Origin of the sequence: Pimelobacter sp. 30-1, from assembly GCF_018831735.1 — a bacterium.
Taxonomy (GTDB): domain Bacteria; phylum Actinomycetota; class Actinomycetes; order Propionibacteriales; family Nocardioidaceae; genus Nocardioides.
The window spans coordinates 189,965-203,098 of the sequence record NZ_NHTS01000003.1; the positions used below are offsets into that span (position 1 = coordinate 189,965).

The following is a 13,134-nucleotide window of genomic DNA, read 5'->3' on the forward strand; positions in this document are numbered from 1 at the left end:
GGGAACGATAGTGCAAACACCTGGACGCCGACGGTGCGGCTCGCGATCAGCGAGCCAGCACCGCCGGCGCCAGGTCACGGCATCACGAGTTGGTGATCGTCAGACCCGAAGCGGTCCAGTAGCCACCGACCGAGATGGTGTCGCCGAGCTGCACGTCGAGAGTCGCGCAGGTGCCACCGTTCGGGATGGTGTAGCCGGGGCCACCCATCGGCGTGGTCGTGATGGTGAGACCGCTCGCACCCGAGTTGGGCGTGAACTTCTGGTCGGTCTCGTTGAACGAGCCGGCCACCGAGCCACCGACGTCGAAGGTGCATCCGGCCGCGGTGATGTCGGCGTTGATGTCGTACAGCGTCGCGGGCGACTTCTGACTCGCCGGCGAGGACACGACGACCTCGGGACCGGTGACCTTGACCTTCCAGGTACCGGACGGGGTGACCGTGGTCGCGCCCGCGATCGGGTTGGTGCAGCCGCTCGAGGTCAGCGAACCGAGCTGACCACCCTCAGAGCCGAAGGTGCGTGCGACGCCGTTGTTCGTCACCGTGCCGCTGAGGTTGAACGTGCTGCAGGTCAGCGTCTGACCGGCCTCGATGTCGGTGAAGCTGACGCTGGAGCCGGTGAAGGTCACCGCGCCGCCAGACGCAGTCGGCGTGTAGTTCGACAGGGCGTGGGCGGGGACGGTCGTCGCGAGGATGGCAGTCCCGGCGGCGGCGGTGGCCACGAGACCAGCAGCGACGTGCTTGATGCGCTTGCTCATTGCGTTTCTCCTAATGGGGGTGGTGATGAGGTGGATGGATCGTTCTTGAAGAGCGGTGATCGTCGAGACGGTCAGTCGCCGTTGCGGGGGTTGTCGAGCTTGAGCTGCAGGGTGTTGTCGCTGTTCGGCACGATCAGGTTGATCGGCAGCGAGCCGATGGTCGGGAAGAAGCCCGGGATGCTGAAGAAGTTCAGCGGCGCGCAGCCAGTGAAGTTGCCGATCGTGTACTTCGCCGTCACCGGGCCTCCGCCGTTGATGGTGAAGAATCCGGTGGGCGGGGTGGTGCTGTTGTCGATCGGGCTGCCGACGTTGATGGTGACGGGGTCGATCGTGTGGCAGTTGTTGCCAACGGCCAGCGGCCACCAGATGCCGAAGACCTTGGTCTCGACGTCGCTCAGCTTGATGTCGTACTTCACCTGCGTCTTGAGGTCGAGCGCCTGGCGGGGCGACGGGAGCTTCGTGAGCGTGCCGGTGATCTGGCCGACCTGGGTCATCGTGACCCGGGCCCGCGCCGGAAGCCCGAGGATCTCGAAGTTCATGACCTTGCTGGGGACATTCATCGTGCCGGCGACGATCGGCGTCGGAGCCGGCGCCGAGGTGTCGATCGTGACCCGGATGGTGGTGGGACCGATCGGCATGTCCGCGTTGACCTGACCACCGACGTGGGTGGACCCGACAGCGTCGTAGATGACGCTGAGGTGGTTCGGGTTGGTCTCGTCGGCGTGCGCCACGGACGGCGCCGCGAAGGTGCCGGCGACAGCCGCGAGGGCGGCGAGAGCGCCGACGGCAAGCGACGTCCGCTTGCGCTTGGTGGACCTGATCTTCACTGGATCCTCCTGGGGGATTCGGTTGGTGCAACCTTTGGTTCCGAGATGCGAGCCGGTCAACGGAGAAGGCCCGCAGGGGCTGGAATTCCGGACGTGCGTCCGGTTCGCGGTGTCACGGGCGACCACGCCGGGACACCTCCTCGCGCCAGCCGGGCAGGCTCGCGTGGAGCGAGACGACGATGGCGGCGTGGGCGGAGGGTTCGGCGTCGACGGCGGGGACGGCCTGCTTGCCGAGGCGGAGGCGGTCGTGGGCGGTCTGCTTGGCGATGTGGTGGGTCGCGGCGATGACGGCGAGGGAGGCGCGGGACTCGAGCCAGGTGAGGAGGACCTCGGCGATCTCGACGCGGCGCGCGGGCTTGAGGTCCTGGAGGCCGGAGAGGTACTTGGCGACCAGGAGCTCGGTGAGGGCGGGGCGGCCGGCGAGCAGGAGGTCGGCGGCGACGTCGGCGCAGGGGGTGACCTGGCGGTCGGAGGGGATGACGCCGGCGCGCATGGCGTCGGCGGCCTGGTGGGCGAGGCGGAGGGCGTCGCCGAGCTCGCGGGCGGGGCGGGGCGGGCCTTCGACGACCCGGTCCCCCGCCTCCAGTACGACGTCCGCGCGCTGCGCGAGCGGGACCAGGGCCGCGCGCCCGGTGCTGTCGACGAGGGCGTCGGGGATCTCGGCGGTCGCCCGGATCGCGCCGCGGCTCCCGCACACCCACACCAGCGGCACGTACGCCGTGTCCCCCGGGATGCCGGCGATCGCGAGGAGGTCGTCGGGCACCGCCTCGGAGGCGAAGAGGGCCCGGGCCATCATGTGCCGGCGGGCGGCCGGCCCGAGGGCCATCATCGTGTGCGCCTGGCGGTGCCCGGCGAGCGCGGCGTGCTGGACGTGGCGCAGGAAGACGGTGAGCCGACAGCGCAGGCCGTCGACCTCGTCGTCCGGGATGAGGCGCGAGATCATGTGCTCGGCCTGGCGGGCGCGGTCGTCGACGACGCGCTGGAGGTCGGTGCTCAGGCGTGCCGCGGTGTGCCCCCGGACGGCGGCCCGGCGGCCCAGGCGCATCAGGGTCGGGCGGACCAGGCGGACCGCGTCGTCGGAGTGGCCGTCGGTGGCGACGAAGGCGCGGGTCGCGGCGACGACGGAGTCGAGGACAGCGGGTGGCAGGCTGCGCTCGGCGAGGTCGAGGTCGCGGCACAGCTCGTCGACCAGAGCCTCGCCCGAGGTGATGTCCTCCCGGCCTTGGATCATGCTCCCGATCACCGCCGCTCCCTCCTGTGCGCCGGGTTCCGCTGCCCCCACTGCAGGAAGATCCGGCTGTCCCACGCTCGTTGAGTGACGAGCGCCACACGCAATCAGCCACAGCGCGACACCCCGTCGCAAGTGTCGGGAGACCCGAAGGACCGAATCCGGTGCTGCCTTGTCAGATGGATGACAACGGGCGTCCGGCCGCCATGACGCGGCCTCGGGGTGACCCCGGGCAGGGGGGCAGTGGTGGGCCAGGAGGTCCAATACTTGTCATGCGGATGACAAATTCTTCCCTCGTCCGACCGGCAGAGGTATGTTCCAGAGCACACCGGCACGCCGGTGGGGAGGGCAGGGACAACGAGATGCAGGTGCACCACATGCAGGACCCCAGACACATGCGGCCGGCTGCCGCGGCCCGGTGAGGCGGGCCTCGCGCGGCAACGACGACGGAACAGGTCAGAACGAGATGACAGAGGCCCCCGCCCGGGTCTCGCTCCCCGGTTCGGCCCAGTGGATGATCAGCAGCCTCGAGGGCCAGGTCCGCGAGGTGGCCGAGCGCGTCACCCTGCAGGTGCGCACGACGGTCCCCGACATCGACGGCGGCGGTGACAGCCGGCTGCGCCAGCTCGTCTTCACCGCCATCCACAACGCCATGCGGCTGTTCGTGGACGAGGCGCTGGGCCGGGAGGTGTCCTACGTCGCGGTCGAGGACATGTTCCGCAAGGTCGGCTACCGGGTCGCGATCCGCGGCCGCGACCAGGACGTGATCGACCAGGGCATGAACGTCGCCGTGCGCGAGCTCTCGACCGAGCTGCGGGTGCGCGCGGCCGAGAACGAGCTGTCGGCGGGCGCGCTCAACGCGATCAACGAGGCGGTGACGATCTTCGTCGCCCACCTGACCGAGCAGATCACGATCGGCTGGCGGGCCGGCGCCGAGGCGCGCAACACCGACTCGGGCCTGGCCCGGGCCCGGCTCCTGGCGGCGCTGCTGTCGGGGGCCGACGACGACGAGGTCGAGACCCAGGCGGCGATCGCCGGCTGGGAGGTGCCCGACCGGCTGACCGTGATCGCGGTCGAGCTGCCCGAGGGCCGCACGATGCCCGGCGACGCGCTCGGCCACGAGGCGCTGACCCGCCCCAGCCGTACGCCGCAGCCGGTCGTGTGCGGCGTCGACGACGCCGACGAGGTGGTCGCCCGGATCCGCGCGACGTTCCCGCAGGCCCGGGCCGCCGTGTGCTGGCCGGTGCCGCGCTCCGACGTACCGGCGGCGTGGACGTGGGCCAACCGGGCCCAGGAGCTGGTCCGGGCCAAGGTGATCCCGACCCGGCCGGTGATCGACTGCGTCCGGTTCCGGACCGAGATCTGGCTCCACGCCGAGCCGGTGCTGCGCCGCCAGCTCGCCCAGGAGCTGCTCCAGCCGCTGTTCAACGAGACCGAGAACTCCCGCGAGATCCTCTCCGAGACGCTGCTCGTGTGGCTCGAGACCCGCGACAGCGCGCCGGCGATCGCCGCCAAGCTGGGGGTGCACCCGCAGACGGTGCGCTACCGCTGGAAGCGGATCAACGAGCTCTTCGGTGACTCCCTGCACGACCCGGACTTCGTCATCCAGCTGACCTTGCTGCTCAAGGCCAGCGTGCCCCTGTGGATCGCGGGCGACCAGAGCGACTTCGAGCGCTTCCGCGAGCAGGAGGAGGCCGGATGAACGCTGCCCTCCTGGTCGCCTGTGTTCTCGTGGCCGCACTGCCAGGGGTCTTCGCGTACGCCGCACCGGTGACGCTGTGGATCGTCCGTGCCCGCGCGCGCGGCGCCGGTGTCTTCCTCGACGACCGGCGCGCGCTCACCATCGGTCCGCGGATCGACACCGTGCTCCTCGACCGCTGGGGGACGGTGACCACCGGGCAGCTGCGCGTGGTGGCGATCGACCCGGTCGAGCCCGACCACGAGCGCAACCTGCGCTGGTTCGCCGGTGCGCTCGGCCACGCCGCCGACGACCCGGTCGGCCGGGCGATCGCGCGACTGTCGAGCCGCGGCAAGCTCAGCCAGGTCCAGCAGCACCACGGCGGCGGGCTCAGCGGTTCCGTGGACCGGCACCCGGTCCGGCTGGGCAGTCCCGAGTGGCTCGGCATGGAGGCCCGCAACGGCATCGGCGTGACCGTCGGCGTCCAGGTCGACGCCCGCCCGATCGGCTACATCACGGTCGCCGACGAGGTCCGCCCGCACGCCGCCGAGGACGTCACGCGGCTGCGCGCCGCCCAGGTCGAGCCGATCCTGGTCTCCGAGGACACCGAGGGCAACACCCGCCAGCTCGCCGACGCCTGCGGCATCACCCAGTGGTACGCCGCCACGCCGGCCGACCAGCGCGAGCAGCTCGTCGACGAGCACCGCCGGCGCGGCCGCGTGGTCGCGGTGGCGAGCCCGACGCCGGTCCCCTCGGCCGACCTGATCCTCAGCGACGCCGAGTCCACCGACGGCATCCGGCTGCTCGACCTCGACGTGGGCCGGGTCGCGACCGCGCTCGCCCTCACCCGCAGCGCGGCGCGCGCGACGGTCCGCTCGCGCCGGACCGGCATCCTGCTCGGCCTGGTCGGGATCGGCCTCGCCGTGGCGAGCGTGCTCTCGCTCCCCCTCGCGATCGGCTACGCCGTGCTCGCGTGCGCGGTGGTCGTGGCGACGGCCGCACCGGCCGCCCCCACGACGAGCGTCACGAGCCCAGATCCAGCCCCATCGGCGACTTGACCGGGATCTCCCCCGCCGCGACGACCGCGGCGCTGATCGGCCGCAGCGCGCCGGCGAGCGCGGTGAGCTCGGCGTCGTCGAGCACCTCGTAGGCGCTCGCGGCGAGCTCGTCGGTGGTCGCCTCGACGGCGCGGTCGAGCGCGCGGCCGGCGTCGGTGAGCCGGCCGTCCGCGGTCGCCAGGCCGCGCCCGGCCAGACGGGCGAGCTCGGCGGCCCACTCCTCGTCGCCGAGGTGGCGTGCCGCGCGGTAGACCTCGTGCGGGGTGTCGCTCGCCAGCGACCGGAACACGTGGGCGGTGCGACCGCCGATGCCGCGCGCGAGCAGGGTCGCGACGTGCCCGTCGCCGCGGTGCTCGCGCAGCAGGGTGGCGGCGTGCCACAGCAGGGCCAGGGGCTCGTCGGCAGCAGGCACCGGAAGGGCCCGGTTGGCGGCGTACAGCGGGCGTCCGGGCAGCGGCGCGGCGAGGGCCGCACGGGCCGCGAGGCCCGCCGCGACGGTGGCGTCGGCGCCCCCGGTGACCCGGTGCAGGGTCGCCACGGAGCCCCGCAGCCGGGCGTCGAGCGCGGCCTGCGGCGGCGCGAACGTCCACGCGTCGGGCAGCGCCCGGCGGACGTGGTCGGCGTCGAAGTTGTAGAACAGCGCCTGCACGAGCTCGGCCGAGGCCGGGCCGAGGGGCGCCGCGCGGCCGGCGAAGTAGCCCATCCAGAAGCCGCGGTAGCCGGCGTCCTTGAGCGCGCCCAGCGGCTCGGGCGAGAAGTAGGTGACGGCGTGGATCGGCTCGAGCAGGCGCCAGAGGTCGCGGGCCGTGGGCCGCGCCGGGGAGGCCGGGGAGGAGGTCACCCCTCAGTGTCCTCCTGGTCGCCGTCCTCGTCGTCGAGCAGGCCCTCCTTGCGGGCGGCGCCGACGAGCCTGCGTACGTTCTCGACGGTGCCGCAGCCCTCGTCGATGAGGGCGTTGCGCCGCGCCGCCCACTTCTCCCCCAGGCCGTAGCGGATGCGCTCGGAGACCTCGGTGCGCGCCGGTTCGAGGATGCTCAGCTCCTCCTCGGCGATGTGGTGCGCGATGAGGTTGCTGAGCTCCTCGACGGCGTCCTGGAAGGCCTGGGTCTCGGTGCCCTTGAGCTCGAGGACGGCGAGCAGCGCCTCGTTGCCCTCGGCGTGCTCCTCGGTGCCGTGCTCGACCTCCTCCTGGCCCACGTCGCCGGCCTGGGCGCGCAGCACCGGGTAGACGACCTCCTCCTCGGCCTCGCCATGGGCGATGAGGACGTCCGCGAACGCCCAGCGCACGGCGTTGCGGTCGGAGGTCCCCAACCGGAGCTGGGACAGCAGGTGCTCGAAGCGGCGGTGGTCCTCGGCGATCAGGTCGAGCACGTCGCCGTACTCGGGCCGGCCGAGATCGATCGCAGTGGTCGTCATGGCGCGGGCAGTACCCGCAAACCCTCCAGGTACCCGTGCACCAGGGAGACCGCCGAGGCGCCCTCGCCGCTGGCCGCGGCGACCCGCTTCATCGAGCCCGAGCGGATGTCTCCGGCCGCGAAGACGCCCGGGACGCAGGTGGCCAGGTCGGCGGGCGGCAGTCCGTCGGTCCAGCACTCCGTGGGCACCTCGCGGCCGGTGAGCACGAAGCCGTGCTCGTCGCGCAGCACCGCGTCGCCGAGCCAGTCGCAGTGCGGGGCGGCGCCGATGAGCAGGAACAGCCCGCCCGCCTCGACCTTGTCCTCGGCTCCGGTACGGACGTCGCGCAGCAGCAGCCAGCCGAGCTGGCCGTCGGTGGCGCCGCCGTCGACGATCTCGGTGCACGGCCGTACGGCGACCCGCGGGTTCCACTCGATCTCGTCGATCAGGTAGCGCGACATGGTCGCCGCGAGGTCCTCGCGCCGGATCAGGATCGTCACCGAGCGCGCGAACCGGGCCAGGTGGATGGCGGCCTGTCCGGCGGAGTTGCCGCCGCCGACGACGTAGACGTCGCGGTCCTCCATCTCGCGCGCGGCGGCCATCGCGGCGCCGTAGTTGACGCCGGCCCCGACGAGGTCCTCCAGGGCGGGCACCCCGAGCCGGCGGTAGGCCACGCCCGAGGCGACCAGGACGGCACGGGCGTGGACCGCGCCCCCGCTGGTGACGAGCGTGTGCGGCGCGCCGTCGGTGCCGGGCACGAGCTGGTCGACCGGCCAGCCGGTGAAGAAGCGCGCCCCGAACCGGATCGCCTGGACCCGGGCCCGCTGGCCCAGCCGCATCCCGGAGATCCCGCGCGGGAAGCCCAGGTAGTTGCGGATCATCGAGCTGGTCCCGGCCTGGCCGCCGATCACCTCGGACTCGATCACGACGGTCGACAGCCCCTCGGAGGCGCCGTAGACCGCGGCGGCGAGACCGGCCGGCCCGGCGCCGACGACGGCCAGGTCGACGACCGTGTCGACCTCGATGTCGGAGGGACGGCCGTAGATCATCGCGGCCAGCTCACGGGTCGAGGTCGGCTGGAGCACCGGGCGGTCGGCGAAGGGCCGCGACGCCAGGTGCACCAACGGGTACGACGGCGCCCCGGTCAGCAGCGCGAGCGCCTCCTGCCCCTGGGGGCTGTCGGGCGGGTAGGTGCGGTGCGGCATCCCCTGCCGGTCGAGGAAGTCGCGGATCGCCAGCGCGAGCGGTCCCGGCTCGGGCGCGATGATCCGCACCGAGTCGATCTCGGAGGTGGCGACCGTGGCGCCCCAGTCGCTGAGCAGCTCGGTGATCGCGTAGTGGAACTCCTCGTCGCGACGCCCCTGGGGCAGCACGAGGTAGGTGTCGAACTTGCCCTTCTGCAGGTAGGGGCGCAGCGCCACGCTCTCCTCGGCGAACCGGGCGATCGGGATCGCCACCACGCGCCGCGCGGTCGGCACGAGCGAGCGCCAGTCGTGCATCGCGACGAGGACGTTGCCGCCGGGCACCTGGGACTCGGTGACGACCAGCGCGACGGGCTGGCCGCGCTCGACCGCGGCGACCAGCTCGGCGGTCGCCTCGGCGGCGGTCGCGGCGGGGCGGACGTCGTACTCGTGGGCGTAGCGGCGGAACTGGTCGGTGAGGACGTCGAGGTGCTCGCCCGAGACGAGCAGGATGACGGGATCGTTCACCTGCCCAGTGTGGCGGGCGCGGCCACGCCCGACCAGCGCTCCGGGCGCGGGGTCCGTCGAGTAGGCTCGGGGGCGATGGAGAACACGCCCGAACTCGCCGCCCTGATCGACCAGCTCCAGGGCGAGGAGTACGCCGTGACGGAGCCCCTGCCCGGCGTGATCCACGTCCAGGGGCGCTTCTCCAACCCGGAGCGGATCGCGCTGCGCGCCGCGGCCGACGCGCACCGACCGGTCGCCGTCTGGGCGACCAGCCACCACGACGACTGGGCCCTGGTCGTGTGGACCCGTCCCGACCTGGTCGCGATCACCCAGAAGGGCGCCACCCCGCAGCGCTGGCGGCACCGCCGGCTGCCGGCGACGCTGCGCCCCGACGCGCAGACCTTCCTCGAGGGCGCCTCCTCGCCCTTCGACATCGTGACCCGGCCCAAGCACCAGCCCACGGACGCCGCCCGCGAGGTGCTCGACCACTTCGGCATCACCGACCCGCCCCCGCCGGGCTGGGTCCCGCCGGTGGTCGAGGCGCCCGTGGTCCAGGAGAGCCTGGTCCCGGCCGCGCCTGCGAAGCCCAAGCGGGTGGCCGCCCCCAAGGCGCCGGCCAAGCCCGAGAAGCCCGAGCCGGTCATCGCGATCTGCCCGAGCTGCTTCATGGCACTGCCCGCGACCGGCATCTGCGACAACTGCGGCTGAGCCCGCACGCTCGTGGCTGACCGGCAGCGACGCCTCGTCGTCGGCGCGATCATCGTCGACGACCTGGCCGCGCCGACCCGGGTGCTCGCGTGCCGGCGTACCAGGCCGGAGGCGATCGCCGGGCAGTGGGAGTTCCCCGGCGGCAAGGTCGAGCCGGGCGAGACGCCGGCCGCGGCCCTGGTCCGCGAGATCGCCGAGGAGCTGTCGGTCGCGATCGAGGTCGGCGCCGAGCTGCTCGACGCGGCGGGCGGACGCTGGCCGATCGACGAGCGCTACGAGCTGGCGCTGCTGCTCGCGGCGCTGGCTCCGGGCGAGACCGCCGTCGCGGGGAGCGACCACGACGAGCTGCGCTGGCTGACCGGCGCCACGCTCGACACGGTCGACTGGCTGCCCGCGGACCTGCGGGCGCTCCCCCGGCTCCGGGCGCTGCTCGAACGCGAGCGCGGGTTCGCGTAGCCCGGGAGACGCACGACGGCACGATTTCTGGCCCATCCTCTGGCGACTACTAGCCGTTGGGCAACTTTAGCAATCGCCGGTAGACGTCCTCCGAGACCAAGCCATAGAAATGGCGATGGTAGACCTGAGATCCGATTTCAATGGTCGCCTGTGCGGAATCGTGCGTCGACAGCGAGGGGATCCACTCAAGCTCCAGTGAAGCCCGGACCCCTTCAGGGAGGGCCGCCAAGTTTGGCTCACTTTCGCTGATCCGCCAACGAACAGCGTTTCGCGCTACGAAATCTTCCAGATCGACAATTGAGTCGCGGAGCGAGACATCCAGAATCACATCGACGCCCGAGATCGAGGCAATTGCGTCTGCAGACTGCACCCGGTCGCACTCTACAACCTCGAGCTCCTTGAGCGCGGGCAAGCCCGCAAGGGGCGCGAGGTCACTGATCCCGAGACCTCGGAGGCCCACTGACTTCAGGTTTTCTAGACCGTAGATCGACGAAAGATCGGAAAATCCCGCACAGTAACTCAGCCGCAGGTGGGTAAGCATGGCAGCTTTGGAAAAGTCGATGGCCTCAACGTCACTTGCACCGAGGAAAACGGCCAACGCCTTCTCGGCCACCAGCGAGAAGGCCGCTGAATTGAACGGACCGCGGTCGGAGAAGATAAACGCCTGGAGCCGGCGCAGAAGGTGAAGTGAAGGGAGTTCTCGACTCGAGACATTGTAAACTCTGCCATAGTCGAGCCGCGAGTCCCTGAGGACTTTTTCGGCATATTTATCCGGATCAAAATAACTCCAACTCCTAAGGAGTTCCCGAGCAACCGTAACGCGGTCATCCGGTCCAAAACTGACCAATGCGTCCAGCGCTGATTCGCCCCCGACTAGCGTCAACGATCGGACACAGGCGGCGGACGTCGTCGCAAGCGTTTCGCGCCCTGCAAACTGCTTCAAAAGAGGCACCGCAATCTCTCCCGCAGATGCGACGGATTGCGCGTCTGTCATATTGGCCGGTGGAATGAGCTTCTCAAGCGCGCCGCCAAGACGAACGCGAACTTCTTCAGAGAGTTCTACCGCCGTACCCATGCATGCGACCGCTAGCAGGTGAAGCCGATGCCTCTCATCAAGCTCCCTATCTCCGCGGTCGAGAAGCTGACCAATCAAATCACTTGCCACTGATTCCGTCGCGTGGCCCGCCGCCAAAACCACAACCTCTCGCCACTCACCGAGGTGGGCATTCTGAACCAGCAATCCGACGTTCTGTCCATCGATTGCCTCCTTGGCCGCTAGGTACTCCTGGAAAGTCCGGTGGACGAAATCAACGCGTCCCACAACCGCCTCCCGCAGCAGCCCGCTGCGTTCGAGAAAGTATCGGAGCGCGGTACGTCCATCAACGGATACGCGCTGCATAGTCCGCAGTCGTCTAGCGAATGAACCTTCTGCCTCTAGTTTCGAACAGTCCGAGTACCCGTTGAGGATCAACCAGTACGCGAAAGCTTGGAGCAAGAGCCGCTTCTCGCGATCGGGAAGCGCTTGCTGAGCCACAACGGCAGATGGGATCTTTCGTTCAGAATCCCTGCGCTCAAGGAGCATTTCCAACGCAATTCTGTACAACTCCATCCGATCTTTCGGGAGCTGCTCATTTCTGTCTCTATTCAAAGCACACAACATCGCACACAAGAGGGGCGAGGTTGCCAACGAGCGCAGGCTGGCCGTATCTCGAATACGTGCCTTGAGGGCAGTAGCAGCTCGAGCCAGTTCATGCCCGCGCTCGTCGTCATTCGTGGCAGATGCGACCGCATCGTGCCAGCGGTCGATCAGTTGAAATATGTCATCAGGGGTCATCGGTTCGAGGTCGCAATGCTCAAATTCGACATTCTCCAACCAGTCCTGCTCGGCAGCCGCCGGCCGAGAAGTCACGACATATTTCGAGTCCGGAAAGGTTGCGGCCAAGTCCGCAATCCACTCCCGGGCCTGGTCTCGATCAGCAGCCGGGATCTCATCGACGCCATCGACAAGTACCAAGGCCCGCCCTTCCCGCAGCACCGAATGAACCCACTGGGCAGGCATTTCCTCGGCGAGATTCTTTGCGACCGCGGCAACAAACTCCCCCGGCGCCGGAAGGTCGCGGTCAACATACCTTCGCAATTCCAAAAAGAACGGGACTCTTCCGTTCCAACTAGCCAGTGCCTCAGGAAAGTCCTGCCGCGCAGCTCTAACTGCAAGCCATCTCAGAAGGGTCGTTTTTCCCGATCCCGCCTGTCCCCTGACAAACATTCTCTGAGCAGACGAGAGCGCATCGTGCACCCGCACGTACTCAGTGTCACCAGAATCATCCTTCGTCGAATCTCTCGTGGCCTCATTCGCCGCATAGTTTGAGGAAAGGGTGATATAGGCGACCGTCAATGCGTAGCGCCTACTCAGGGGGCTCGCATCGACCCCAAAGAGCTCCAACTGGTCCAGCTTCCTGGCCACGTCCCTAACGTACTGACGTTCGAATCCTTGAAACTGTGAACCGACCACAGACGCCTGAAGATCCGGAAGCCGGTCAAGCACGGTCCGAACGAGATCAATGATCTGTGATTCTCGACGTAGAGACTCGACAGCAGCAGCCGTGCCGAACTCTGGTAGCGTGGTCGATATTTCTACCACATAATTGCATGCCTCGGTTAGCACTCTCCGGAAAATCTCCGATCCTGCCTCGGAAAGCCTCTCGCGCTCGATTCGGTCACGCTGGGAGCTTCGAATGTGCCCCTCCAAGGAGGCAGGCTCAAGGTCATGCATGATCAGCAGCGGAAGTCCAACAACTGCCGCTGTCATCACTTCCCCGACTGCAGTGACGGCGGCGTTTACCTCGTACTCAGGAACGCTTCTGAATTCATGAGTGAACATAGGCTCAAGCTTCGAAGCAACCTGATCGGCGATCGCATCAAACTGACGCTTCGCCCGTCTATGCTCACTAAAATCGGAGATTGCGGATCGGAGAAGACCCGTTGCCTCCTGCCCCAGATCCAATGCCAGTGGACTATCGCGCAACCAGATCTTTAGGACTGTATTTGACACAGATGCACCGACGGTGAGCGTCAGGGTCTCAAGGAAGGGCATGGGGGTTCTCCTGAATTCGATCGCGCTCGCCCCGACCCTAGGCCCACTTCGGACTACTAGGGGGCCGTTTCGTCCATCTGCTCGCTCGGCCGTTCCGTCTTCCCTGGCGGCCGGGGTCAACTTCGAGCCGGTCAAACTGCACGACCGTCTTATGCTTCATCAACCACAGCGCGACCCAAGCCGCCAGGGCCCATTCCCTTAGACCCCAGAGCCCGGGCGACAGATCTGGCCAGGGCGAGCGGGACGCC

11 protein-coding genes are annotated in these 13,134 nt (G+C 69.2%); 4 read left to right on the top strand and 7 right to left on the bottom strand.

Annotated features, from left to right (window positions below; all coding sequences use genetic code 11):
- Positions 1-82: 82 nt before the first annotated feature.
- The 3 genes from CCO04_RS06195 to CCO04_RS06205 all read right to left on the bottom strand — a co-directional run bounded on the left by CCO04_RS06195 (position 83) and on the right by CCO04_RS06205 (position 2,812).
- Positions 83-754 carry a hypothetical protein gene (locus CCO04_RS06195; RefSeq protein ID WP_215813246.1) on the bottom strand — a complete coding sequence of 224 codons (672 nt, stop codon included), beginning with the start codon at positions 752-754 and terminating at the stop codon, positions 83-85.
- 71 nt (positions 755-825) lie between these two features.
- Entirely contained in the window at positions 826-1,581 is a 756-nt protein-coding gene (locus CCO04_RS06200) for a hypothetical protein (RefSeq protein WP_215813247.1), read from the bottom strand.
- Positions 1,582-1,693: 112 nt separating this feature from the next.
- Positions 1,694-2,812 (bottom strand): hypothetical protein, encoded by a 1,119-nt coding sequence (locus CCO04_RS06205; RefSeq protein WP_215813248.1) that lies wholly within the window; start codon positions 2,810-2,812, stop codon positions 1,694-1,696.
- Positions 2,813-3,275: 463 nt separating this feature from the next.
- Between CCO04_RS06205 and CCO04_RS06210 the strand changes: the two genes are divergently transcribed.
- Both CCO04_RS06210 and CCO04_RS06215 read left to right on the top strand, forming a co-directional pair.
- Complete coding sequence (locus CCO04_RS06210; protein ID WP_215813249.1) at positions 3,276-4,511, top strand: helix-turn-helix domain-containing protein; 1,236 nt, start codon at positions 3,276-3,278, stop codon at positions 4,509-4,511.
- Positions 4,508-5,545, top strand: coding sequence for an HAD family hydrolase (locus tag CCO04_RS06215; RefSeq protein ID WP_215813250.1), 1,038 nt, complete (start codon positions 4,508-4,510; stop codon positions 5,543-5,545). Before CCO04_RS06210 ends, CCO04_RS06215 begins: the two co-directional genes overlap by 4 nt.
- On the opposite strand, the gene CCO04_RS06220 is transcribed toward CCO04_RS06215, so the two are convergent.
- The 3 genes from CCO04_RS06220 to CCO04_RS06230 are packed head-to-tail and all read right to left on the bottom strand — an operon-like array spanning position 5,511 to position 8,649.
- The gene (locus tag CCO04_RS06220; RefSeq protein ID WP_215813251.1) at positions 5,511-6,386 is read right to left on the bottom strand and encodes a hypothetical protein; all 876 of its coding nucleotides are present in this window, start codon (positions 6,384-6,386) and stop codon (positions 5,511-5,513) included. The genes CCO04_RS06215 and CCO04_RS06220 overlap by 35 nt on opposite strands.
- Entirely contained in the window at positions 6,383-6,961 is a 579-nt protein-coding gene (locus tag CCO04_RS06225; protein ID WP_215813252.1) for a hemerythrin domain-containing protein, read from the bottom strand. The genes CCO04_RS06220 and CCO04_RS06225 overlap by 4 nt, the downstream gene beginning before the upstream one ends.
- Positions 6,958-8,649, bottom strand: a complete 1,692-nt coding sequence (locus CCO04_RS06230; RefSeq protein WP_215813253.1) for an FAD-dependent oxidoreductase — start codon at positions 8,647-8,649, stop codon at positions 6,958-6,960. The genes CCO04_RS06225 and CCO04_RS06230 overlap by 4 nt, the downstream gene beginning before the upstream one ends.
- A 75-nt stretch (positions 8,650-8,724) precedes the next feature.
- Between CCO04_RS06230 and CCO04_RS06235 the strand changes: the two genes are divergently transcribed.
- Both CCO04_RS06235 and CCO04_RS06240 read left to right on the top strand, forming a co-directional pair.
- Positions 8,725-9,336: a hypothetical protein gene (locus CCO04_RS06235; protein ID WP_215813254.1), complete on the top strand. Its 612-nt coding sequence runs from the start codon at positions 8,725-8,727 to the stop codon at positions 9,334-9,336.
- A gap of 12 nt (positions 9,337-9,348) precedes the next feature.
- Positions 9,349-9,792, top strand: a complete 444-nt coding sequence (locus CCO04_RS06240) for a (deoxy)nucleoside triphosphate pyrophosphohydrolase (RefSeq protein ID WP_215813255.1) — start codon at positions 9,349-9,351, stop codon at positions 9,790-9,792.
- A gap of 49 nt (positions 9,793-9,841) precedes the next feature.
- Here CCO04_RS06240 and CCO04_RS06245 read toward each other — a convergent pair whose 3' ends face one another.
- Positions 9,842-12,886 carry an NACHT domain-containing NTPase gene (locus CCO04_RS06245; RefSeq protein ID WP_215813256.1) on the bottom strand — a complete coding sequence of 1,015 codons (3,045 nt, stop codon included), beginning with the start codon at positions 12,884-12,886 and terminating at the stop codon, positions 9,842-9,844.
- Between the last annotated feature and the right edge of the window lie 248 nt (positions 12,887-13,134).

Coding starts and splice junctions, on each gene's coding strand:
- CCO04_RS06215 (WP_215813250.1), top strand. CDS start 4,508: ATGAACGCTGCCCTCCTGGTCGCCTGTGTTCTCGTGGCCGCACTGCCA.
- CCO04_RS06205 (WP_215813248.1), bottom strand. CDS start 2,812: ATGATCCAAGGCCGGGAGGACATCACCTCGGGCGAGGCTCTGGTCGAC.
- CCO04_RS06210 (WP_215813249.1), top strand. CDS start 3,276: ATGACAGAGGCCCCCGCCCGGGTCTCGCTCCCCGGTTCGGCCCAGTGG.
- CCO04_RS06245 (WP_215813256.1), bottom strand. CDS start 12,886: ATGCCCTTCCTTGAGACCCTGACGCTCACCGTCGGTGCATCTGTGTCA.
- CCO04_RS06195 (WP_215813246.1), bottom strand. CDS start 754: ATGAGCAAGCGCATCAAGCACGTCGCTGCTGGTCTCGTGGCCACCGCC.
- CCO04_RS06225 (WP_215813252.1), bottom strand. CDS start 6,961: ATGACGACCACTGCGATCGATCTCGGCCGGCCCGAGTACGGCGACGTG.
- CCO04_RS06235 (WP_215813254.1), top strand. CDS start 8,725: ATGGAGAACACGCCCGAACTCGCCGCCCTGATCGACCAGCTCCAGGGC.